Raw genomic sequence first — 21,113 nt, forward strand, 5'->3', positions numbered from 1 at the left:
AGTCCTATGAAGAGTCATTACTTGTGTCCCCTCTGCCAGGCGCCGATGAGTGTGCATCAAGACTCTCAGGGTCTGCACTGCGCCAATAAACACCATTTCGATAAGGGGCCGCAGGGTTACTGGGTGTTCAGCCAGCCGAAGAAGCCCCATATCGATTCGCGCCAGCTGATGCGCGCCAAACATTTCTTGTTGGAATCGGGGATCTTCACGCCCGTTATCGAGGCGCTGCAGCGTCAGCTAGGTGAGCTATTGCCGAGGGATGCCAGGCTGTCGCATCTGGATATCGACAGCGGAGAGGGCTATTACCTGCGCTCCCTCGATGGCGTGTTTAAGGCATTAGGCCTGGCTGTCGAGCAGACGGGGGTCGCCGAGGCGGATAACGCCCTGTTCGTGGCGGCGAAGGCGCAGCCTGAAGCCCGCCTGATCCAGAGCCAGCTCAAGACCTTGCCCTTCATGGATGACTGTTTCGATTTGGTGAGCCTGTTTGACAAGCCGCTCAAGGGCAAGGAGCCCCTGCGGGTGCTTAAACCCGGCGGCACATTTGTGTGGTTATCGCCGGGCCCCCGTCATCTGTGGCAGATAAGAGAGTTTATCTATCCAAACCTAACCGAGAAGGGCGGGGAGCCGCAGCAGCCTAAGGGGGTAAGCCTGGTGGCGAGCGAACGTATTAGCTACTCCCTGGCACTTAGCGGCGAGCAGGCGCTGACCCTGCTGGAGATGACCCCCTTTGCCTGGCGGGCCAATGACAAGATAAAGCGTCAGATCGCTCAGCAGAATTTCGAATCGCTTGAGATCGATCTCTATCTCACCCTGGCGACGAAAGACGCTTAGGTGAAAGTACAATTATTCACCACTAGAAAATCCCGGCGGCTCGGGTTACCCTTTGAGCCAAACCTTTAACTCGATTTTTGGAAATCCGTTTCGATGATGCGTAAATTGCTGTTGCTCATCTTGAGTCTCGCGCCATTGCAGTTACTTGCCAATGTCTACTCCCTGCCAGCCAATGGCGGTCGCCTCGTCGGCGAGTTGCAGACCCATGTGGTTCAGAAGGGGGACTACTTCAAAACCATCGCCGATAAATACAATATCGGTATCTTGGAGTTGATGGAAACTAACCCTGGGGTGGATCCTTTCCTGCCGACACCGGGTACCCAGTTGGTGATCCCCACCCAGATGCTGCTGCCAGACGTGCCCCGCAAGGGCATAGTGATCAACCTGCCAGAGCTGCGTCTCTACTATTTCCCCAAGAATGGTCGTGAGGTGCATGTTTTTCCTGTGGGCATTGGCCGTATCGGTCGTGAAACCCCAGAGATGACCACTAAGATCAAGGCGCGTATTCCTAATCCGAGCTGGACGCCGCCGGCGAGCCTGCGCGCCGAGCACCTGCGTGAGCGAGGCGAGGTATTGCCTCCCGTGGTGCCCGCAGGCCCTGATAACCCGCTGGGTAAGTATGCCATGCAGCTCTCCTATGGCGACGGCAGCTACCTGATCCATGGCACCAACAAGGATTTTGGTATAGGTATGCGTGTCAGTGCCGGTTGTATCAGACTCAATCCCGATGATATCGAGTGGCTATTCCACCAGGCCAAATATGGCGACAGCGTAAGGGTGATCAACCAGACGGTGAAGATTGCCTCGGAGCCCGATGGCCGTCAGATCATCGAGGTGCACTCGCCCCTGTCTAAGACGGAAGATCAGCCCCGTGAGAAGGTGATCAGCCTGAGCAGCAAGGTAGTGAAGTTTATCAGTCAGGAAAGCGTCGACAATACTAGGGCAAATGATGCCCTGCTGACGCAGAACGGTATCCCTATGGTGATCTCTCATCCACCGCTGACGGCGTCTCAGGACTTAGAGGTAACCCCCTAGGATTTAGGCTTAGCTTCTATAGGTTTAGCGTTGAGCGACTCATGCTAAATGATTAAGGCGTCCATTGGGCGCCTTTTTTATGGGCGTTTTTCTAAGGCTAGTGTGGCGTGAGTGTCAGCGAGTTTAGGTCAACCCTGGATGTCTAAGCGATTTGTTTAAAAGACAGTCTCATAAGGCAAGTCATATGACTAGTTCAAAGGCTTAGCTCAAAGGATTCACGCAAAGGATTAGCTTAAATGAGTGAGAAAAACTGGGGCTTAGGAGCGTGGGGAGATATTAAGTCTTGGGGAAACGAGTTTGGGGTAAAACCGAGGGGAAAACATATCGGCAACACATGTGTGTTGCCGATACAGACACATTACTTCTTGTAAGAAGAAGCGATGTTGTCGATGCGGTCGTTAGCACGCTTAGCTTCTGCTTGTGCGTCCATCGCAGCAGCTTTTGCATCTTTAACGTCAGCAGCAAGAGCACCTTGCTCAGACTTCAGAGAGCTAACTTCAGCAGATAACTGGTCAACTTTGTTGCCTAGGTTAGCAACGCTTTCTTCTAGAGCAGTAGTGTTTGCGCAACCACCAAGAAGGGCAGTCATTGCTACGCCAGCAATCATCAGTACTTTTTTGTTCATTGGGAAATCCCTTTAAATAAGTTGGATTGAAATGGAGCAGCCGAAAAGTACAACTGCAACTGGTTAATTATGTCATAGCCAATTTATATTGCTATGAATTTTCACCCTAAGGTCGTAATACAATATCTCATGATTGTGCAAAATCAAGCCTGTCGAGGGTTTTTGCTCAAATTTTGGCTTATGATCACTAAAACTTAACGAACACTTAGCTATGGCTTTGCATTTAAGGCGGTTTTTCCCTTGTACTGGGCGATAGCCTCGACCCTTTGCTTGTGTAACTGCGCCTTGATCTCGGCGCCCTTAAATCCTGCCTCTATGATAGGTTTTATCGCCACATTGCGAGCCAGTTCAAAACAGTGCTGCACATAGGCCCCTTGGGGGTAGGGACTGTCCTCTAAACCTTTACGTCCCTTGCTGTCGGCTTCACAGGCCAGCAGGAGTTGCGGCAGTCTCTCGGGCTTACGCCAGAGATCGGCCTTGTCGAACAGCTTGACGATAGTCTCGGCTCGTAGCTCGAAGGCGTTATGGATATTCTGATGTTGGTCACTCACCAGGAGGGCCAGATCTCGATAGTCGTTGGGGACACGAAAGCGCTCGCACAGGGCGCGGATCAGCGGCAGGCCTTTTTGGCCATGGCCGTGATGCTTAGGCAGATGCTCCTTGGGAGACAGCGCCTTACCCAGGTCGTGTACCAGGGCGGCAAATCGTACCTGTTTGTCCTGGCTGAGTCTGGCCGCCTGCTCTAATACCATGAGCGTATGTATGCCGGTATCTATCTCTGGGTGATACTGCTCGGGTTGGGGGATGCCAAACAGCGCCTCGATCTCGGGAAACAATATGGCCAGGCCGCCGGCTTCTCTGAGCACCTCGAAGAACACCTGCGGCGCCTCGGTGGCAAGCGCCTTATCCAGCTCCTGAAATACGCGCTCTGGCGTTAGCGCCTCAAGCTCACCACTTGCGGCAATTTCTTGCATCAGCGCCATGGTGTCCGGGGCTACCCTGAAGCCCAGCGGCTGAAAACGGGCGGCGAAACGGGCGACTCTGAGCACCCGCAGCGGATCTTCTACGAAGGCGTCGGACACATGCCTGAGCAGGCGCCGCTCGATATCGGATTTGCCGCCATAGGGGTCGAAGATCTGCCCCTGTTCATCCTGGGCGATGGCATTGATGGTGAGATCGCGCCGCAGCAGGTCCTCCTCCAGGGTGACATCCGGCGCGGCGTAGACGCTAAAGCCGCCATAGCCGACGCCTGTCTTGCGCTCGGTGCGCGCCAGGGCATACTCCTGCTGCGTCTTGGGGTGGAGAAACACGGGGAAATCTTTGCCGACCTGCCTATAACCCTTGTCGAGCATCTCTTGGGCCGTGGCGCCCACCACCATGTAGTCACGATCTTTTATGGGAATATTGAGTAACTGGTCGCGGACGGCGCCGCCAACTAAATAGATCTTCACGTCTCACCAAGGGATAACTTTATATTTGGCCTAAGCTTATCATGGCAAGTCGTCGGGCCGCATCCTTTCGCCACCTCGATAGCTGGCTTTAGGTGCTGCTGTGGCGCAATTAAATGGGGGGAAGTTTTGACAACGTCTCCCCTAGGGATTAATTTGAATCGTCATTATTATTTTGGGACTGAGGCGGCATGTACAAGGCGTTTTACGGACTAAGCGATAACCCGTTTTCGATCGCACCCAACCCTCATTATCTGTTCTTGAGCGACAGACATAGAGAGGCGTTGGCACATTTAACCTATGGATTGGGTGAAACCGGTGGTTTTGTCTTGTTAACCGGCGAGGTGGGCACGGGGAAGACCACAGTGTCGCGTTGCCTGCTCAACCAGCTGCCCGAGAATACCGATACCGCCTTCATCCTCAACCCCTCGCTGACCGAACTCGAGTTGCTTGCCACCCTGTGTGACGAGCTGGGGGTGCATTATGGTGAGTCGCCTACCCTGAAACAGCTCACCGATAAGCTGAGTCAGTTTCTGCTGGCCAACCATGAGAAGGGGCGCAATACCGTCCTTATCATCGACGAGGCGCAGCATCTCCGGGCCGAGGTGTTGGAACAGCTCAGGCTGCTGACCAACCTGGAGACTGATACCAAGAAGCTACTGCAGGTGATCCTTATTGGTCAGCCCGAGCTGCAACAGCTGCTCAAGCGTCAGGAGCTCAGACAGCTGGCCCAGCGCATCACCGCACGTTATCACCTGCTGCCATTGACCCAGCAGGAGATTGCCCTCTATGTTCAGCACAGGCTACAGGTAGCCGGACGTCACGAGCCGCTGTTTCACCGCAGCGCCATCAAGACGCTCCACCAATACAGTGGCGGCATCCCGCGACTTATTAACCTCTTGTGTGAACGTGCCCTGATGGCAGGTTATGCCCAGTCTAAGGTGCCTATCGACGCCAACATGGTGAGAACCGCCGCCAGCGAAGTCCTGGGCGAGGAGCTCAAGCAGCGCAAACTGCTGTGGCCAGCGACGGCCGCAACGCTTATCCTGGCGACCTTTGCCGGAGCCTTCTATTTCTTTAATCTGCAGGGGCAAGGCGGCATAGCTCAGGTAAACACAGCTCAGGCAAATATGGCCCAGACTGGCGCAGTGCAGACCAATGAGCCGAGTGCTACCGGTGCGCAGCAGGCCAATCAGAACCATTCACAAGCCGTCCAGCAACCAACTCAGAACAATCAGGCAAGCCGTCAAGTCGAAGAGAGCAATGCCAACCTGAGCGCCGATCAGCGCATATTGCGTCAGGCGATCAATCAGAGCCGCAGCATAGACACCGCCTATGCCGCCATACTCGGCCTGTGGGATAAGGCACCTTATGTTGGCCTGACCGCCTGTCAGTCGGCCAAGCAGCAGGGGCTGGATTGCTTCCAGCAGCAGGGTAACTGGCATTCCTTGGTACGCCTCAACTATCCGGCCGTGGTCTATTTGCAGGATGAGCGCGGCGAGCCCTTCTACGGCACAGTCGTGTCTCGCCAGGGCGAGCAGCTGTTGCTGCAACTGGCGGAGCAGCAGCTATGGGTCGACAGAGACTGGTTTACCCGCCACTTTGCCGGTACCTTCGAGCTATTGTGGCAGGCACCAAGCTATCAGCCTAAGGAGATAGGCCGAGGCTCGGCGCCGGCGCAGATCCAGTGGCTGGAGAATGCCCTGGCGCAGATCCAGAACAAGCCCGCCCGTCTGGTCGACTATTTCGATGCCGAGCTGGAGCAATCCCTGATGGACTTCCAGCGTCAGCATGGCCTGCGCGCCGATGCCATCGCCGGTAGCCAGACCTTAGTGCAGCTCAATCTCTACCTCAGCGATAAGGGCCCGAGATTGCAGGAGCAGCAAGTGGGATTGCAGGGAAGAGTGCAAGGCGAGGGTCGCTACTGATGTCTATCCTTCTCGATGCGGTGACCCGCGCGAAACAGCAAGATCAGCAGCTAGACCCTGTGATCACCCCAAGGGCCCAGTATGAAGCGATGCAGCCAAGGTGGCCCCTGATCGTCAAATTAGGCTTGTTAGGTACTGGCCTTGGCGGAGCCATCGCCCTTGCCTGGGTGCTCAGCGTTCAGGGAGAGCTGGGCGCGCAAAAGCAGGCCGCTTCGGTATCTACCGTATCTAACATTGCTAGTCAACAAACCTCAGCGATGCAGACACAAGCCCTGCCCCAGCAACTGTCCCAGCAACAGCGCGTGGCTGAACAGCAGACCGCTCAGCTGACTCTGGAGCAGAATCCTCAGACAGGCATCAAACTGGCGGGTAAGGTCGCCCTGCCATTGCCGGTGGAGCGCCCCAGTGCTCAAGCCCGGACGAGTGAACCCATGACGGCATCTACCACTCAGCCAAGGCGTCAGCAGGCCGCGCAAAGCGGTATAAACCAAAGCCGTGCAAATCAAAGCAGCGTAAACACTAGCGCCGCAAGTAATCAGGGCTATGCAAATAACCAGGGCGCAGATGAGCCGATCATATTAGGCGCCAACGCCAACCAGCGTGGGCGTGAGCTGCTCAGCTCTCTCAAGGCACAGGTGGATGAGGCGGCGGCCGATGTCGGCCTGGAGTCAACTTATGCCGAGGAGCAGCGCGCAAATCAAGACTTAGCAGAGGCTTTCGACCAGGCAATTGAGCAACAAGCAGAGCCTGCATCCCAGCAGCGCCCAGTAGTGAAGGATACCAGCAAGCTGGTGGCCGCCTTCGAGGCGGCGCTCAAGGAGGTGGAGAAGGAGAACGCCGTTGCCACTCCTGTGACCGAGCCTAAGTTAGATCCCATTCCCTCGCCCCAACCTGATGAGCTGCCAAAGTATGGTCAGTTGCCGGCGGGGATCCAGCTACAGGTGCCCGAATTCAACATTCTGGCTCATGTCTATGCCAACGATCCTAAGAACCGCTGGTTGAATGTGGATGGCGCCGAGTTACAACAGGGTGACATGATTGGCGGTAAGCTCAAGATAGTCGAGATACGCCCAAGAGACGTGGTGTTAGAGGTGGCGGGCACAGAGTTTAAGGTGCCGGCTATCTAGCGAGCATTATGCGCGACTCGTGAGCACTTTTGATGATACAAAAAAGGCGATGAATCATTCATCGCCTTTTTCATGTTTGGCTGTTGCCAACACCTCTAGCCGTAGAATTCGTAGGCCAGTAGCAGGGTCAGGCCGTAACCACAGGTATAACACAGCGCCAGCGCGGGTACGTACTTGAGGTAGGTGACGAAGGTGAGCTCTTTCACCTTACTCATGGCGATGATACCCGCCGCGCTACCTATCACCAGCAGCGAGCCACCCACGCCCACCGAGTAGGTGAGTCCTAACCACTCTGGGGTGTTAAGCACAGGTTCTGCTTTGAGCAGCGCCGCGGTCAGGGGGACGTTATCCAGAATTGCCGAGCCGATACCCGTCACGAAGTTAGAGATGTTAGGATCAAACTTGGCATACACATCGGTCAGCAGATGTAGGGTACCAATCTCTTTCAGCATGCCCACAAGCAGCAGGATACCCAGGAAGAAGAGCAGGGTATCGAACTCCACCTGACGGATATATTCGAGGATCTGTAACTCCTCCTTGTTGCTGCGCTGCAGTGTGCCCATCAGGAACATCACCGACAGGCCCGACAGGAAGGTCAGCACAGGCGGAATACCGAAGAAGATATTGAGCACCATAGTCATTATGATGGTGATCAGGAAGATGAGGGCAATAAATACATCCAGCTTGCTGTATTGACGCTTGATGGGGGTGGTGCTCACATGGCCTTCCGCCTTTAGCGAGAAGAGTACCGCCAGCAGCATGACGCTGATAGCTGCCGGAATAAATAGCAGGAGTAGCTGCGAGATATGGACATGGCCGCCGAGGAAGATCATTAGGGTGGTCACGTCGCCGGTGATCAGCGCCACACCGCCCGAGTTTACCGCGAAGATGATGAGTACCGACATGCGGCGCTTCATCTGACTCTCGAGTTGGAAGGTGGTCAACAAGCCCAGCGAAACCAGGGTCGCGGTCACGTTATCACAGATGGCCGACAGCACCAAGGAGAAGAGGGCCACCTGTATCATCAGCATGCGCACAGAGACCTTCTGCGGAAACAGCTTCTGCACCAGGATCTGAATCATGCCTTTGGCGTTTAGGTAGGCCACGAAGGTCATGGTCGACATCAGGAAGAGCCAGAGCGTCGCGATTTCCAGCAGGTTGTGGTCCAGCTCCTCTGCCACTAGATGCTGGTGGCTAGGATCCCGCGCCGCAACAAACAGGGTGATCCAGGCGATACAGCCGAAAAAGAGGGTGGTTTTAGCCTTATTAATGTGGGTAACTTCCTCAAAAATAATGCTTAATAGCGCTAGCACAGCAAGTGTGATCAGGAAAATGTTGAGCATACATTTGTTCCTACGGCTGATATTAAATCTCGCCCGGCAGAGTAGAGGCGGCATGATTTACATCAAGGTTTGGTTAAGGTTGTTGTGTTAGGCGGCGATCTGACCATAGGATGAGATAATACGCAAGTGTTACCTTAGTCTAATTTCGCTGAAAAATGCGATCTCGCGCACGCCTAGCCTTTTGAACTAGCGGAATATTTTTTGATTCCTTGAATCTGTGGTGAAAGCTGCTGAATTCTCATCACCCACCGCTTACCCCTTGGTTAATCCTGCTGATAATTTCTCATGTCGCGATAGTCTCTACTGTCAGCGACTGATCGAGTGGAATAAATTATTTACGAACGGCAGCTGGCCAGGTTTATCGAGTAAAGGCCGCTTGATCTCGGGTGAATTTAGCTTGAGCATCGCGTGCGTCGTCGGTAAACGCCGGGTAACAAAAAAGGACGCCTGGGCGTCCTTTTGATCATTGTCACTCTTATCACTTCACTCGCGGCGTGAGTTATTTCGCCATACGGGCAAACACACGGTCGGCAGCGGCTAGTGTCTCTTCCAGTTCCTTCTCGCCGTGTGCCATAGAGAGGAAGCCTGCTTCATAGGCGCTAGGTGCCAGGTAAACACCCTCGTCCAGCATGCCGTGGTAGAAGGCGCGGAAGGCATCTGCATCACACTGAGTCACCTGATCGAAGCGGGTAACCTTTTCCAGTTCGGTGAAGAAGAAGCCGAACATGCCGCCCACATAGTTGATGCTCAGCGGAATACCATGCTTGTTGGCCGCGGCCTTGAAGCCTTCGGCGATACGCTTGGTCTTGGCAGCCAGCTCTTCATACAGGCCTTCGGCGCACAGCTCTTCCATCTGTGCCAGACCCGCCGACATGGCGATCGGGTTACCCGACAGGGTTCCTGCCTGATACACGGGACCGGTAGGGGCGATGAACTGCATCACCTCTTTACGGCCGCCAAAGGCACCGACTGGCATACCACCGCCGATAACCTTACCCAGTGTGGTCAGGTCAGGGGTAATGCCGTAGTGGCCTTGCGCACCGCTCTTAGAGACGCGGAAGCCTGTCATCACCTCGTCGATGATCAGCAGGGCACCATACTGGTCACACAGGGCGCGTAGACCCTCGAGGAAGCCAGGAATAGGCGGAATGCAGTTCATGTTGCCGGCAACCGGCTCAAGGATGATACAGGCGATCTCTTCTGGGTACTGCTCGAACAGCGCCTTAACCGATTCCAGCTCGTTATAAACCGCGGTCAGCGTGTGCTTAGCGAAATCTTCTGGGATGCCCGGTGAGCTTGGTTGACCTAGGGTCAGGGCACCAGAGCCTGCTTTTACCAGCAGACAGTCGGCGTGGCCGTGGTAGCAGCCTTCAAACTTGAGGATCTTGTCGCGATTGGTAAAGCCGCGTGCCAGACGGATTGCGCTCATTGTGGCTTCGGTACCTGAGCTCACCATGCGAACCTGCTCCATCGAAGGCACCATCTCGATCACCTTCTCGGCCATACGCACCTCAAGCTCGGTTGGCGCGCCGAAAGAGAGACCATTTTCTACCGCGTCCAGTACGGCTTGGCGGATCTTTGGATGATTATGACCCAAGATCATCGGGCCCCAAGAGCCAACATAGTCGATATAGGCCTTGCCGTCGGCATCATAGATGTAGGCGCCGTCAGCCTTCTCGATGAAACGTGGTGAACCACCGACGCCGTTGAAGGCACGCACGGGTGAGTTTACGCCACCAGGGATAGTTTTCTTAGCCTGCTCAAATAGGGTTTCAGAACGGGTCATTCTAGATCCTTTAAAGTCGTTGCCAGATTAAAAATCGGCTTTTTGTGAATACCAATTTACCGGACATTCGTGCTGTTCCAACTGTGAATCAACACCTAATGTCAACGCAAACAGCGCCATGCGGATAAGCAATCCGTTGTCTGCCTGTCTGAAGATGGCCAAGTTTGGATGACTGTTGAGGTCGTTGTCCAGCTCGTTGGCCTGTTCTCTCGAATCGCGAGGCAGCGGATGCATGATCACTGTATTCGATTTGCAATGCTGTGTGTAAATATTGTGGTTTAATCGGAACTTACCACGATACTTGTTGGCCTCTTCCTGTGAAGGAAAACGCTCTTCTTGAATACGCGTCAGGTAGAGTATATCAGCCTGATCTAAATTGCCTTCAAGTTGATCTGTTATTGTGATCTTATGCCCAGCATTTTCAATGTCATCGATCACATAGTCTGGCATTGCCAGCTCTTTGGGGGAGATCAGGGTGAAGCTCACATCCTTGTACATGCACAGCAGGCGCGACAGCGAGTGTACCGTACGGCCAAACTTGAGATCGCCCACCATGGCAATGTGCATGCCGCTGATGGTGCGGCCACCGGCGGCCAGCTCTTTCTGAATGGTGAACAGGTCCAGCAGTGCCTGGGTTGGGTGCTCGTTGGGGCCGTCGCCACCGTTAATAACGGGCACACGACTGCCTTCGGCAAACTCTCTGACCGAGTAAGCATCGGGGTGGCGCATGGCAATCACATCCGAGTAGCTCGACAGCACGCGAGCGGTGTCGTAGAGCGACTCGCCTTTCGACAACGACGAGGTGCCTATACCAACTGTTTCGTTGACCTTGCCGCCCAGCAGGTTAAAGGCGCTGCCGAAGCTGACTCGGGTGCGGGTGCTGGGTTCGAAAAACAGATTACCCAGAATCGCGCCATCGAGTACCGTGGTACGTTTTTGTCTGAGGGCATAGGGAGTCATTCGCGATGCAACGCTAAAGATCTCTTGAACGGCATCTAGATTGAGTTGGTTTACCGAGAGGATGTGTGAACCTTGAAACTGAGTCATCAGCCTTTATTTCCAATTTCGGGGGGCAAAATGGCCGAAGCAGATGGTCATTTCGCCCTAAGTTATGTAGGGTGGCTGAGGCGACACTATACCAGACATAGCGAGGCGGTGGAATAACTTGCCGAGCATATTTGCGTGTTGGCCCAAGCTTTGCTGGGCCAAGGCTTGCGGCCAAAGCCCTTCGGGCCAAATTGGCCATCAAGCAGGGGCAAGCAACTGGCCATCGCCCCGCTTGGTAAATCCTGTTTTTCCATCGTGCGCGGCTTGCCTCCTGTTTATAACTTATTGAAAATAAATGAGTGTCATAGGCGTGTCGTGCTTATGTCGTGTAGCAGTCGTGCTAAAGTCGCTTAGGTGCCGTGGTGGGACAAACCGGCAAGGACTAAGCTGGCATCTCCAATTTAACGAGGTTAAGGAAAACAATGATCATTCGTAAATTACGTCTTCAGCGGGCCTGGTCGCAGGAACAACTAGCGCAGCATTCGGGCCTTAACGTGCGCACCATACAGCGTATAGAGCGTGGTCAGAAGGCGAGTCTCGAATCATTGAAATCTTTAGCCGCAGTATTTGAGGTGCCACTGGAGGCGCTGCAACAGGAGATGGATATGAATACGACAATGGATAAGCAAACCAAGGACGCAACTGAGGAAAGATTGCAGCCCGTGAGCCATGATGAGCGCGCCGCCATCGAGTATGTCAAAGAGCTTAAAGGCTTCTACAGCAATCTGGTGACCATGGCGATTGTCTTACCACTGCTTTATCTGCTGAATCTGATGATAAGCCCGGGTTATATGTGGGTCTGGTGGGTCGTGCTGGGCTGGGGCGGCGGGGCCGTGCTGCACGCCATCTCGGTATTCGAGCCCTTTAGCCTGTTTGGCGCGACTTGGGAGAAGCGTCAGATAGAGAAGCGACTCAAGCGTAGACTGTAATTATTTAACCTGAACTCTGGATAAGAAAGGCTATCATTCTTTGATTTGCATAATAGCAATATTATCTCATGACTCAGTGCGGCCATTTTAGATGCAAAACAAGGCAAAATCATAAGACAATAGCTGGTCTATTGCGTTGATTTTAACGACGTTAGGCGCTAAAAGAGCCGTGCTGAGAGACTTAGATTATCCGGAGTTGAGGTTATTTAGGTCTTTAGCAGGTGCCGCTATGCCTGGTTTATAAAAGCTGGCGCCTGCTATATCTGCCCCTGGTTGATCTCTTTTTGTAGCATCACCCAGCTGATCACCCCTACTACATTTTCACGCTTGTCCTGATAGATAAAGACCTCGCCGCGACGCTCCTTGGACAGAATATCGTACACCTCCTTCAGGGTAGCTGTGTCGACAACGCCTTCGATAGGATGGCGGGTGAGTGTGCTCATCTCCTCGGAGACCTGCAGCTCCAGGTGCAACATCTCCATCTGGCCCTGATTATTTTGCATCAATACCGAGCGGCCCTCGGCGCGTTTGAGCACTTCCAGCAGCAGCTCGTCGTTGTCTCTTACAATCACGAAGCGCTTGTCCATCACGGCGCGTACCCCCTTCTTCTGCAGGCCGAGCTTGACCGAGGAGACCTTATAGTCCAGTCCCATCAACTCTATCTGCTTGTAGAACAGCGACTTGGTATTGAACGCCTGATGGGCTATTAGAAACGCCGGAATAGTCACGAACATAGAGGGCAAGATGATGGCGGCGTTATTGGTCAGCTCCAGTAGGGCGACCAGTGCCGCCAGAGGCGCACTGAGGCAGACCCCCATCATGGCCGTCATGCCTATGATGGTGTAGAGGCCCACATAGGGGGTGATGGTGGGAAACAACATGGCGCTGACCACGGCCAAGATGGCGCCAATCAGGGCGCCGATGCCAAAAAGCGGACCTATGATGCCGCCGGGAATGCCCAGGCCGATGGCGGCTATGGTGGCGACTATCTTGCCCAGCAACAAGCCGACCAGCAGCGCCAGGCTGGGGTGTTCGCTAATGGCGTGGCTAATGGCCAAGTCGCCGCTGCCCAGCGCCTGGGGCAGGAAGAAGCCTATGATGGTGGTGATAAGCCCGGCGAGGAGCAGGCGTAAGAGCAGAGGATGTTGCTGCCCCTTGGCGGTGACTTTCAGCAGGGTGTGATTAAACAGGGCGGCAATACAACCTAAGGTGACGCCACAGAGTGCCAAAACAGGATATTGCGACAGGGGAATACTGCTGACCCCTATCTGGTCATATTCGTGGATATTGCCAAATACCAGCTGGCTGGAGAGAGCGCCGCAGATGGCCGAGAGCATGATGGGGAAGAAGTAATGTACCTTGTATTCCCTCAGTATCACCTCGAAGACGAAGATCACCGCCGCTAAAGGGGCGTTGAAGGTGGCGGCGATGCCGGCAGCGATGCCGCTGGCGCACATGATGCGCACGCTGTTGTCGGGCAGCTTAAACTTCTCCGCCATCACGCTGGCACTTACCGCGCCCAGGTGAATCGCCGGGCCTTCGCGGCCTACGGAGAAGTTGGTCGCCAGGGCAAACAGTGCTTGGAAAAATTGTCCCGGCGCAGACTGCAGGGGGATCTTGCCGTAATGCAGTTTCATCCTTTGCATCACATAGGCGATCCCCATGCGTTTGTAGCGCTTAGATCCCAAAATGGCCACAAACCAGATTAAGATCGCCCCTAAAAGTGGCAATAGGACTCGCCAGTCACCTAAGTTGCCAGTAAACTGCCACTCTTGGGTCTGAGTGAGGTGGTTAAGCCACTGCAGCAGAAGTCGAAAGAGGATGATCACGCCAGAGGCCACCAGGGCGAAGGCGAGGGCGAGGCCACAAAGCTGAACGCTGATCTTGGCTTGGGCCAGTTTGTCTTTGAGGTCGGTATTCAGGTATTTCTGGCATTGCTGTATGGCGCTGTTTATTCTGAGCTGCACAGTAACCTTCCGGATCAATCGTTAGTAACGCTTCGCGGGGCGAATGAAGAAATTATCATAAGGGGCTAGTACTTAATGCCAAATTATCATCGCTGGGTCGATCGCATGCAAGTGCTCGAACGAAAAATTAGACCTTCGAGTGTTTATCTGTTTTGTTTAGTGATCGTCGCCTTCTTACTCGGCGTGTTAACCTGGGACCTCTGGTCAGCCAATCATTCTGTGACACAGACGCATTCCACCGCGAAAGAAGCCGAGCTACGCCAGGCGCTCAAGGAGCAGGCCGAGGTATTGGCCTCGCGCAATCTCGAGCTGTCCCTGGAGCGTGAAGCCAACAGCAACATGCAGAAGATGTTTCTCGAGCAGCATCAGAAACAGAAGTCGCTGGACAGAGAACTCGCCTTCTATCGCAGCATCATGGCGCCCGAGCATCAGGCCGATGGCGTTGCCATCCACGGCCTGGAGATGACCCCGGGCCCGCTGGCCAATCAATTTCAGGTCAAGTTAGTGCTCACTCAGCTGCAGAAACGCAAGCAGGCGTTGAAGGGCCAGGCCAAGCTGGCGTTCGTCGGCGTGCAGCAGGGTAAGATGGTGAATCTGCCACTGTCGGCGTTAACCGATGCCAAGTTTGCCTTTAGCTTCCGCTATTTTCAGACCCTGGAGGCGCAGATCACCCTGCCGACCGGCTTCGAGCTGTCTCGGGTGGAGACTGAGGTGATAGTGCCCGCCAGCCGCTGGAGCAAGGGCGCCAAGGCGCAGCAGAGCTTCAGCGCCCAGGAACTTCTTGCCACACCAGAGCCAGATAGCGAGGTGGGCGCCCGCTCCGGCGGTGAGCCTAATGCGATAGAGGAGCCCCAAGCGGACGAGGCTTATGCCCCCGCCGAGGAGGGCGAAGGGTCACAGATTTCAACAGAGCCACGACTATTACTTGAACAAAATAGTCAGGTATCGGATAATTCCGCTCAGCAAACCGATGTAAGAGGTAGTAATGACTGAACAAGCTGAAGATACAATGCCAATTCGTTTTACCGACGCGGCAGCAGCCAAGGTAAAAACCTTATTGGAGGAAGAGCAAAACGATGCGCTTAAGTTACGTGTATACGTGACCGGCGGCGGGTGCTCAGGTTTTCAGTATGGCTTTACATTCGATGAGAAGGTCAACGAAGGTGACTTTACCGTTGAGAAACAAGGGGTTCAACTGGTTGTTGATCCTATGAGCCTGCAATACCTGGTAGGCGGTGAAGTGGATTACACCTCTGGACTTGAAGGTTCACGTTTCTTCGTGAAGAACCCTAACGCCACCACCACCTGTGGTTGTGGTGCCAGCTTCTCGGTTTAAGCCTCCCGTAGCGAGAACCGAATGCCGCCGATGAGCGCATAAACAAAAAGCCAGCATAGCTGGCTTTTTTGTGTCATTTTTATACCAATCGTAATAAGGATTGATCACTGTAAATACTGTGATTGGTATTAGCCCAATACCGATTGGCCTATTTCATGATATTCATGCTGTTCTTGATATGGCAGTAGGCCTTCACCTTAGGGGTAAAGGCTATCCACACCTGCACCAACGCGAGCAGTATCAGTACAGTGAACACTAACCAATCGGGCAGCTTGCCCTGCCAATCGCCCAGGTGAAAGGTCGACGGACCGGCCACCAGGTTGTCGGGGTCATATAAGATCACCGGCAGCAGGCTCACCAGCGCGAGCTGGATAATGGTGTAGCCCCTTAGCATATAGAGCCCGGCTTTTTGCCGGCCCAGCACGGCAATCACCATCAGCAGGGTCAGAATGCAAAACAGTACCCCTTGCTTGGCCATCAAGCCGCTGACAGAGGCCAGCGTCAGGAGCAGCAACATCGCGAGCAGGCGCTTGGGCAGCTTAGCCTTCACTGGCTGCTGACTAGCGGCTTTTGTGAGTTCAACGGCTTGTGCCTTGTCAGCCTGGCTGTTTGTCTCAGTCATCTCTGGCATCGACACCTTATTCTCTTCCATTATCTGAACCGATAGCGTTAACGTTGGCCGGTTAGTGACGCGGTTTAGGCGTCAGGCGCTGCTCAAGCTCATAGGGCGGGATCACCACGCCTAGATCGTCCTGTACCGGGAACACGGCGACAAACAGGTCATCGTCCTGCATGCCAGGCACCCAGCGCTCCAGCCACTCGTCCAGCGGGATGGCCAGAGGGATGCAGTCGGCCCAGTCGTCGACGGCCCACTGCTTGGCGGATTCTTCACATGGCCACATTGGGATGCAGTCTTCATCTTCTGTGGTCAGCATGACGCAGCCATCGACATCCTGTAGGGTCCACAGTGTCTTGGTGGCCTTGGCTTGCTCGACGAGATAGTCGTAACGGGCCTCTGGGGTCATCTGGCTGGCATCTTTTGCACTCTTGGTCATTGCAGTCTCTTCATTTATTTGTGGCTGGGCCGATTGGCGCTCATGATAACATCGCTTGCGCCCCTCGCTAACCGTTTTTTACGTGGGCTAGGGCGCAAGTTAGGGCATCATGCTTAGTTGCCGGGGAACAGGCCGCCGAGCACAGTTTCACGGCTGGCGCCCGTGACCGCAGGCAGGTTACCGGGCAGGCCGAGCTTGTGGCGCATGGCGAGCCAGGCGAAGGCGATGCCCTCTACCCATTGAGGATCTATCCCTAGGCTGGCGGTGGTATGTACCTGATAGCCGGGCAGCAGCTTGGCCAGGCGGCTGAGCAGCTCGGTGTTAAAGGCGCCGCCACCGCAGACATAGAGCTCGGCCTTATCGGTGAGCTTGCGGCAGTCATTGGCGATGCTGTGGCAGGTGAGATCCAGCAGGGTAGATTGAATATCCGCCTCATGCAGATAGCCGAAATCGGCGGTCTGCTGCTCGAGCCAGGCCTGGTTAAACAACTCCCGTCCCGTGCTCTTGGGGGCGCTGAGGGAGAAATAGGAGTGCGACAGCATCTGCTTGAGCAGTTGCTCATCTGTCTTGCCGCTGGCCGCCCAGGCGCCGTCCTTGTCGTATGCCTCGCCCTGCACCTGCTTTATCCAGGTGTCGATAAGCGTGTTGCCCGGGCCGTTATCGAAGCCGATGACCGCGCTGGCATCCCCCGGCAGATAGGTGATGTTAGAGATGCCGCCTATGTTGAGGATCATCCGCTGATGGCCTGTGCGGGCAAACAGCTCCTGATGGAAGGCAGGCACCAAAGGCGCGCCCTGACCGCCCAGGGCGATATCTTTGCGGCGAAAGTCGGCGATGACATCTATGCCCGTGAGGGCGGCTATGGTGTTGGGGTCGCCAATCTGCAAAGTAAAGCCCAGCTCCAGGTTGGGCATGTGGCGCACCGTCTGGCCATGGCTGCCGATGGCCATGATCTGATGTCTGTCGATGCCGCTCTTGGCTAGCAGACCCTCGACGGCCTGGGCAAACAGCTTACCGACGCTGCGATCCAGTATGCCCATTCGGTTGATCTCATCTGAGCCCGACTGACACAGGCGCTGCAGTCCGCTCAGCAGATGGCTGGGTAGGGGCTCGGTATGGGTGTCGACCAGGGTGATCTTATCGTCGGTGAAGTCGACCAGTACGGCGTCGACGCCATCCATGCTAGTGCCCGACATCAGGCCGATATAGTAATGTTTGCTCATCTAGGTGTCCTGGGGTCTGTTGACCCAAAAAGAGAGACTCACTGGGAGGCCAATTGCACCTGCTTGTTCTGTTCAAGTTTAGCCATCAATTGCTTACTCAGGGCGAGGAAGCTGGATTTTTCCTTGCGATCTATGGGCAGAGACTGGGGCAGCTTGACCGTGCGCGGATTACGGTGCACGCCGTTAACGATAAACTCGTAATGCAGGTGGGCGCCGGTGACGCGACCGGTGGAGCCCAGGGTGCCGATGATCTGTCCCTGTTTCACCGTCTGTCCCTGCTTGACCTTGCGCTTCTTGAGATGGAGATACTTGGTGGTATAGGTCTCATTATGCTTAATGAAGACATAGTTACCATTGTATTGGTTGTAGCCGGACTTGATCACCCGGCCCTTACCCGCGGCCTTGATGGGGGTGCCGACCGCCGCCACATAGTCCACGCCTCTGTGGGCCTTGACCTGTCCTGTGACTGGGTGGAGGCGACGCGGATTGAAGCTTGAACTGACATACTTAAAGTCCACCGGCGAGCGCAGGAAGGCCTTACGCATGCTGCGGCCCTCGTCGGAATAGTAGTTGCCGTCCTTATAGCGCACCGCCGTGTAGCGATCGCCCTGGTTGTAGAACTCGGCGGCCAGGATATTGCCGTTACGCAGGAACTCGCCGTCGGCATACTCCTCTTCAAACAGGATGGCGAAATTGTCGCCCTGGCGCAGATCCAGGGCAAAGTCGATATCCCAGCCGAAGATGGTGGCCAGCTGCATGATCTGGTTGGGCGTTAAGCCCGCGCCGACGCCGGCGTTCCAGAAATTGCTGCTGATGGTGGCGCTGGCAAATTTGGTGCGGCTTTCCACCGTCTTCTTGATGATCTCTTCGCTGTATCCCTTATCGTCCTTGCAGATCTTCAGGGTCGAGATGGGGTCAAGATGGTAGACCACTCGCTTGAGCTGACCGGCATCGTCTTTGACGATACTGATCTCTTCGCCGGGCAGGATCTTTAACAGGTTCTTCTTGGCCTTGGGTAGCTGAGTGATCTCATACACGTCGCGGGCGCTCAGGCCGGCGCGCTTAAACAGGGCCGCTAGGGTGTCGCCGCTGCGCACGGTAAAGTCTTCGCTGGTCTCCCGTTCCTCTTCGGGCTCGGCGACGACTGGGGTCGCAGCTACCTGAGTCAGGGCGCTCTCATTTAGGTCGAGATTGCCGTTAAGGTCTAGGCTGCCGCTCTCTTGGGTATTGCGGGCAATCTCATCGGCGCTGGGTGGCTCAGGCGTACGAAAGGCCAGCGGAATGGGGTAGGCGTTGCCCTTGGTCTTGATGTCATTGTCTGAGTCTTCGCTGGACGGGCCGTTACCGGCCTGCTCGCCGAGGCGGATCTTGCCCGACAGTGCCGTCTTGGTGTTGCGCGATGCCTCGGCATCTTCGGAGGGGAGAAATATCACGCCTATGGTGATCATCACTAAGACACTCAATACGATTTGATGCAATCTGGGTAACAGTTTTAAGAGTGTGATGATCTTTCCCATTGACTCCGATACCAATTTCTAACACTTAAGCCGATCCTGTTAGTGTACACTCTTTCATTTGTGCTGGCTAACAAGTAACATTAGTCCCCATTATTTACCTATCGGCTCTTAGGAGTAGCTGCCAAGATGGCTAATTTAGACCAAGCATTAGCAGAAATTAAACGTGGTACCGACGAGATCTTGCTCGAATCGGATCTGCTGGAAAAATTAAAAGAGGGACGTCCTCTGCGCATCAAGTTGGGGGCCGACCCAACCGCGCCGGATATTCATCTTGGCCATACTGTGATCCTCAACAAGCTGCGTGCCTTCCAGGAGTTGGGACATGAGGTGATCTTCCTGATCGGTGACTTCACTGGCATGGTGGGTGACCCGAGCGGTAAGAACAGCACGCGTCCGCCGCTGACCCGCGAGCAGGTCATGGCGAATGCCGAGACCTACAAGGAGCAGGTCTACAAGATTTTGGATCCGGCCAAGACCCGTATCGAGTTCAACTCGAGCTGGCTAGAGGAGCTGGGCGCGGCGGGCATGATCCGTCTGGCCTCACAGCAGACAGTTGCGCGCATGATGGAACGTGACGACTTTAAGAAGCGCTATGCCTCGGGTCAGTCGATCGCCATCCACGAATTCATGTATCCACTGCTGCAGGGCTATGACTCGGTAGCGCTGGAGGCCGACGTCGAGCTTGGCGGTACCGACCAGAAGTTCAACCTGTTGATGGGCCGCGAGCTGCAAAAAGCGGCGGGTCAGAAGCCACAGGCGGTGATCATGATGCCGCTGCTGGAAGGTCTGGACGGCGTGAAGAAGATGTCCAAGTCTGCCCACAACTACATAGGCGTCAGCGAGCCAGCCGGCGAGATGTTCGGCAAGATCATGTCTATCTCAGATGACCTGATGTGGCGCTACTTCGAGCTGCTCTCTTTCCGTCCATTGGAAGAGATCGCTCAGCTTAAGAGCGATGTCGACAACGGCACTAACCCAAGAGATGTGAAGATAGCCCTGGCGAAAGAGATCATCGCCCGTTTCCACGACGAGGCGGCTGCCGAGGCGGCGCATCAGGAGTTTATCAATCGCTTCCAGAAGGGCGCGATCCCAGATGATATCCAGGAGATCGAGATTGCCGCCGGTGACGGTATCGGCATCGCCAACGTGCTCAAAGATGCAGGCCTGGTCAGCTCGACCTCTGAGGCGATGCGTATGATCAAGCAGGGCGCGGCTAAGCTGGATGGCGACAAGATTGAAGACAGCCGCCTAGTGCTTAACGCCGGCATGACGGGCGTGTTCCAGGTAGGTAAGCGCAAGTTTGCCAAGATCACCCTGGTGTAACGACCTGGCTAACCCCTCGGGGGTTAATGCTTAGATGAAATCGATAAAAAGGCCTGCAGATGCAGGCCTTTTTATGTTCGCTTGGCACGAGCAATTTAGCGATCAATATAGCGGGCTGAAGGCTGGTGGCACTGTATTACTGGGTGGCGAGCTGGTCTTGCATGGTCTGATAGTCCATCAGATCTTCATGCTCCTTTACCCTGTGGTTGGCCAGATCCAGTTTGACCGTGGTCACCCCTGGGATCGCCAGTTCGATCACCTTACCTGGCTTGCCAAACAGGCTGCCAGGGCCGCGATAGTGATAGTTGCCTATCATCACCACCAGAGAGCCCGAGTTGTACATGTGTTCTATGTTGAAGTCGTATTCCAGCACGCCGCGATGGGCACGCTCGAAAAACTCTATGATGTCTCGTCTACCCGTGTAGGTCTTGCTGGCGGTGCGATCCTTAAACACGCTGTCGCGGTTGTAGAAGGAGGCCAGGGTGCGGTAGTCATGATCCGTCAGCGCTTGAATATACTTGATCGCCATCTGCTGCTCGGCGGGCATATCGCCGGGAGCCGCCTGGGCAGCCAGGGGCAATATCATCAGAATG

At 54.9% G+C, this 21,113-nt stretch carries 19 protein-coding genes; 8 read left to right on the forward strand and 11 right to left on the reverse strand.

What is annotated here, in order from left to right; translation table 11 throughout:
• Positions 1–6: 6 nt before the first annotated feature.
• Positions 7–831, forward strand: coding sequence for a putative RNA methyltransferase (locus L1D43_RS02395; protein WP_239849811.1), 825 nt, complete (start codon positions 7–9; stop codon positions 829–831).
• Positions 832–924: 93 nt separating this feature from the next.
• A complete protein-coding gene (locus L1D43_RS02400; protein WP_239849812.1) occupies positions 925–1,866 on the forward strand; it encodes a L,D-transpeptidase family protein in 942 nt (313 codons plus the stop codon).
• A gap of 358 nt (positions 1,867–2,224) precedes the next feature.
• On the opposite strand, the gene L1D43_RS02405 is transcribed toward L1D43_RS02400, so the two are convergent.
• Positions 2,225–2,491 (reverse strand): Lpp/OprI family alanine-zipper lipoprotein, encoded by a 267-nt coding sequence (locus L1D43_RS02405; protein ID WP_011864811.1) that lies wholly within the window; start codon positions 2,489–2,491, stop codon positions 2,225–2,227.
• 209 nt (positions 2,492–2,700) lie between these two features.
• A complete protein-coding gene (locus tag L1D43_RS02410) occupies positions 2,701–3,942 on the reverse strand; it encodes a multifunctional CCA addition/repair protein (protein WP_239849813.1) in 1,242 nt (413 codons plus the stop codon).
• A gap of 188 nt (positions 3,943–4,130) precedes the next feature.
• Between L1D43_RS02410 and L1D43_RS02415 the strand changes: the two genes are divergently transcribed.
• Positions 4,131–5,867 (forward strand): ExeA family protein, encoded by a 1,737-nt coding sequence (locus L1D43_RS02415; protein ID WP_239849814.1) that lies wholly within the window; start codon positions 4,131–4,133, stop codon positions 5,865–5,867.
• Positions 5,867–6,994 (forward strand): general secretion pathway protein GspB, encoded by a 1,128-nt coding sequence (locus tag L1D43_RS02420; RefSeq protein WP_239849815.1) that lies wholly within the window; start codon positions 5,867–5,869, stop codon positions 6,992–6,994. The genes L1D43_RS02415 and L1D43_RS02420 overlap by 1 nt, the downstream gene beginning before the upstream one ends.
• A gap of 95 nt (positions 6,995–7,089) precedes the next feature.
• On the opposite strand, the gene nhaD is transcribed toward L1D43_RS02420, so the two are convergent.
• From nhaD to L1D43_RS02435, 3 genes are all read right to left on the reverse strand, one after another.
• The gene (gene nhaD, locus L1D43_RS02425; protein WP_041510305.1) at positions 7,090–8,337 is read right to left on the reverse strand and encodes a sodium:proton antiporter NhaD; all 1,248 of its coding nucleotides are present in this window, start codon (positions 8,335–8,337) and stop codon (positions 7,090–7,092) included.
• 499 nt (positions 8,338–8,836) lie between these two features.
• Positions 8,837–10,123, reverse strand: a complete 1,287-nt coding sequence (hemL, locus tag L1D43_RS02430; RefSeq protein ID WP_041510306.1) for a glutamate-1-semialdehyde 2,1-aminomutase — start codon at positions 10,121–10,123, stop codon at positions 8,837–8,839.
• A 27-nt stretch (positions 10,124–10,150) separates the two neighbouring features.
• Positions 10,151–11,170 carry an aspartate carbamoyltransferase gene (locus L1D43_RS02435; RefSeq protein ID WP_041510307.1) on the reverse strand — a complete coding sequence of 340 codons (1,020 nt, stop codon included), beginning with the start codon at positions 11,168–11,170 and terminating at the stop codon, positions 10,151–10,153.
• Positions 11,171–11,592: 422 nt separating this feature from the next.
• Here L1D43_RS02435 and L1D43_RS02440 point away from each other — a divergent pair, with 422 nt between their 5' ends.
• A complete protein-coding gene (locus L1D43_RS02440) occupies positions 11,593–12,099 on the forward strand; it encodes a 2TM domain-containing protein (RefSeq protein WP_239849816.1) in 507 nt (168 codons plus the stop codon).
• Between the two features lie 257 nt (positions 12,100–12,356).
• On the opposite strand, the gene L1D43_RS02445 is transcribed toward L1D43_RS02440, so the two are convergent.
• On the reverse strand, positions 12,357–14,066 hold the full coding sequence (locus tag L1D43_RS02445; RefSeq protein ID WP_239849817.1) for a chloride channel protein: 1,710 nt from the start codon (positions 14,064–14,066) through the stop codon (positions 12,357–12,359).
• 75 nt (positions 14,067–14,141) lie between these two features.
• Here L1D43_RS02445 and L1D43_RS02450 point away from each other — a divergent pair, with 75 nt between their 5' ends.
• A complete protein-coding gene (locus L1D43_RS02450) occupies positions 14,142–15,059 on the forward strand; it encodes a DUF6776 family protein (protein ID WP_239849818.1) in 918 nt (305 codons plus the stop codon).
• Positions 15,052–15,402 (forward strand): iron-sulfur cluster insertion protein ErpA, encoded by a 351-nt coding sequence (gene erpA, locus L1D43_RS02455; protein WP_011864821.1) that lies wholly within the window; start codon positions 15,052–15,054, stop codon positions 15,400–15,402. The genes L1D43_RS02450 and erpA overlap by 8 nt, the downstream gene beginning before the upstream one ends.
• A gap of 148 nt (positions 15,403–15,550) precedes the next feature.
• Here the strand turns inward: erpA and L1D43_RS02460 are convergent, their stop codons facing one another.
• The 4 genes from L1D43_RS02460 to L1D43_RS02475 all read right to left on the reverse strand — a co-directional run bounded on the left by L1D43_RS02460 (position 15,551) and on the right by L1D43_RS02475 (position 19,197).
• Positions 15,551–16,054: a hypothetical protein gene (locus L1D43_RS02460; RefSeq protein WP_239849819.1), complete on the reverse strand. Its 504-nt coding sequence runs from the start codon at positions 16,052–16,054 to the stop codon at positions 15,551–15,553.
• 31 nt (positions 16,055–16,085) lie between these two features.
• Positions 16,086–16,457 carry a DUF2750 domain-containing protein gene (locus L1D43_RS02465; RefSeq protein ID WP_239849820.1) on the reverse strand — a complete coding sequence of 124 codons (372 nt, stop codon included), beginning with the start codon at positions 16,455–16,457 and terminating at the stop codon, positions 16,086–16,088.
• 113 nt (positions 16,458–16,570) lie between these two features.
• The gene (locus L1D43_RS02470; RefSeq protein WP_239849821.1) at positions 16,571–17,680 is read right to left on the reverse strand and encodes an anhydro-N-acetylmuramic acid kinase; all 1,110 of its coding nucleotides are present in this window, start codon (positions 17,678–17,680) and stop codon (positions 16,571–16,573) included.
• Positions 17,681–17,718: 38 nt separating this feature from the next.
• Positions 17,719–19,197: a peptidoglycan DD-metalloendopeptidase family protein gene (locus L1D43_RS02475; RefSeq protein ID WP_239849822.1), complete on the reverse strand. Its 1,479-nt coding sequence runs from the start codon at positions 19,195–19,197 to the stop codon at positions 17,719–17,721.
• Positions 19,198–19,323: 126 nt separating this feature from the next.
• Between L1D43_RS02475 and tyrS the strand changes: the two genes are divergently transcribed.
• A complete protein-coding gene (gene tyrS / locus L1D43_RS02480; protein WP_239849823.1) occupies positions 19,324–20,520 on the forward strand; it encodes a tyrosine--tRNA ligase in 1,197 nt (398 codons plus the stop codon).
• A gap of 136 nt (positions 20,521–20,656) precedes the next feature.
• Here tyrS and L1D43_RS02485 read toward each other — a convergent pair whose 3' ends face one another.
• Complete coding sequence (locus L1D43_RS02485; RefSeq protein WP_223294798.1) at positions 20,657–21,106, reverse strand: nuclear transport factor 2 family protein; 450 nt, start codon at positions 21,104–21,106, stop codon at positions 20,657–20,659.
• Positions 21,107–21,113 lie beyond the last annotated feature (7 nt).

The sequence above is a fragment of the Shewanella sp. Isolate8 genome (assembly GCF_022398495.1).
Classification (GTDB): Bacteria; Pseudomonadota; Gammaproteobacteria; order Enterobacterales; family Shewanellaceae; genus Shewanella; species Shewanella aquimarina.

Excerpts from the sequence above, each read along its gene's own strand:
- L1D43_RS02405 (WP_011864811.1), bottom strand. The coding sequence starts at position 2,491 with ATGAACAAAAAAGTACTGATGATTGCTGGCGTAGCAATGACTGCCCTT.
- L1D43_RS02470 (WP_239849821.1), bottom strand. The coding sequence starts at position 17,680 with ATGAGCAAACATTACTATATCGGCCTGATGTCGGGCACTAGCATGGAT.
- L1D43_RS02400 (WP_239849812.1), top strand. The coding sequence starts at position 925 with ATGATGCGTAAATTGCTGTTGCTCATCTTGAGTCTCGCGCCATTGCAG.
- tyrS (WP_239849823.1), top strand. The coding sequence starts at position 19,324 with ATGGCTAATTTAGACCAAGCATTAGCAGAAATTAAACGTGGTACCGAC.
- L1D43_RS02440 (WP_239849816.1), top strand. The coding sequence starts at position 11,593 with ATGATCATTCGTAAATTACGTCTTCAGCGGGCCTGGTCGCAGGAACAA.
- L1D43_RS02450 (WP_239849818.1), top strand. The coding sequence starts at position 14,142 with ATGCCAAATTATCATCGCTGGGTCGATCGCATGCAAGTGCTCGAACGA.
- nhaD (WP_041510305.1), bottom strand. The coding sequence starts at position 8,337 with ATGCTCAACATTTTCCTGATCACACTTGCTGTGCTAGCGCTATTAAGC.
- L1D43_RS02415 (WP_239849814.1), top strand. The coding sequence starts at position 4,131 with ATGTACAAGGCGTTTTACGGACTAAGCGATAACCCGTTTTCGATCGCA.
- hemL (WP_041510306.1), bottom strand. The coding sequence starts at position 10,123 with ATGACCCGTTCTGAAACCCTATTTGAGCAGGCTAAGAAAACTATCCCT.
- L1D43_RS02420 (WP_239849815.1), top strand. The coding sequence starts at position 5,867 with ATGTCTATCCTTCTCGATGCGGTGACCCGCGCGAAACAGCAAGATCAG.
- erpA (WP_011864821.1), top strand. The coding sequence starts at position 15,052 with ATGACTGAACAAGCTGAAGATACAATGCCAATTCGTTTTACCGACGCG.
- L1D43_RS02435 (WP_041510307.1), bottom strand. The coding sequence starts at position 11,170 with ATGACTCAGTTTCAAGGTTCACACATCCTCTCGGTAAACCAACTCAAT.
- L1D43_RS02395 (WP_239849811.1), top strand. The coding sequence starts at position 7 with ATGAAGAGTCATTACTTGTGTCCCCTCTGCCAGGCGCCGATGAGTGTG.
- L1D43_RS02465 (WP_239849820.1), bottom strand. The coding sequence starts at position 16,457 with ATGACCAAGAGTGCAAAAGATGCCAGCCAGATGACCCCAGAGGCCCGT.
- L1D43_RS02475 (WP_239849822.1), bottom strand. The coding sequence starts at position 19,197 with ATGGGAAAGATCATCACACTCTTAAAACTGTTACCCAGATTGCATCAA.
- L1D43_RS02460 (WP_239849819.1), bottom strand. The coding sequence starts at position 16,054 with ATGGAAGAGAATAAGGTGTCGATGCCAGAGATGACTGAGACAAACAGC.
- L1D43_RS02485 (WP_223294798.1), bottom strand. The coding sequence starts at position 21,106 with ATGATATTGCCCCTGGCTGCCCAGGCGGCTCCCGGCGATATGCCCGCC.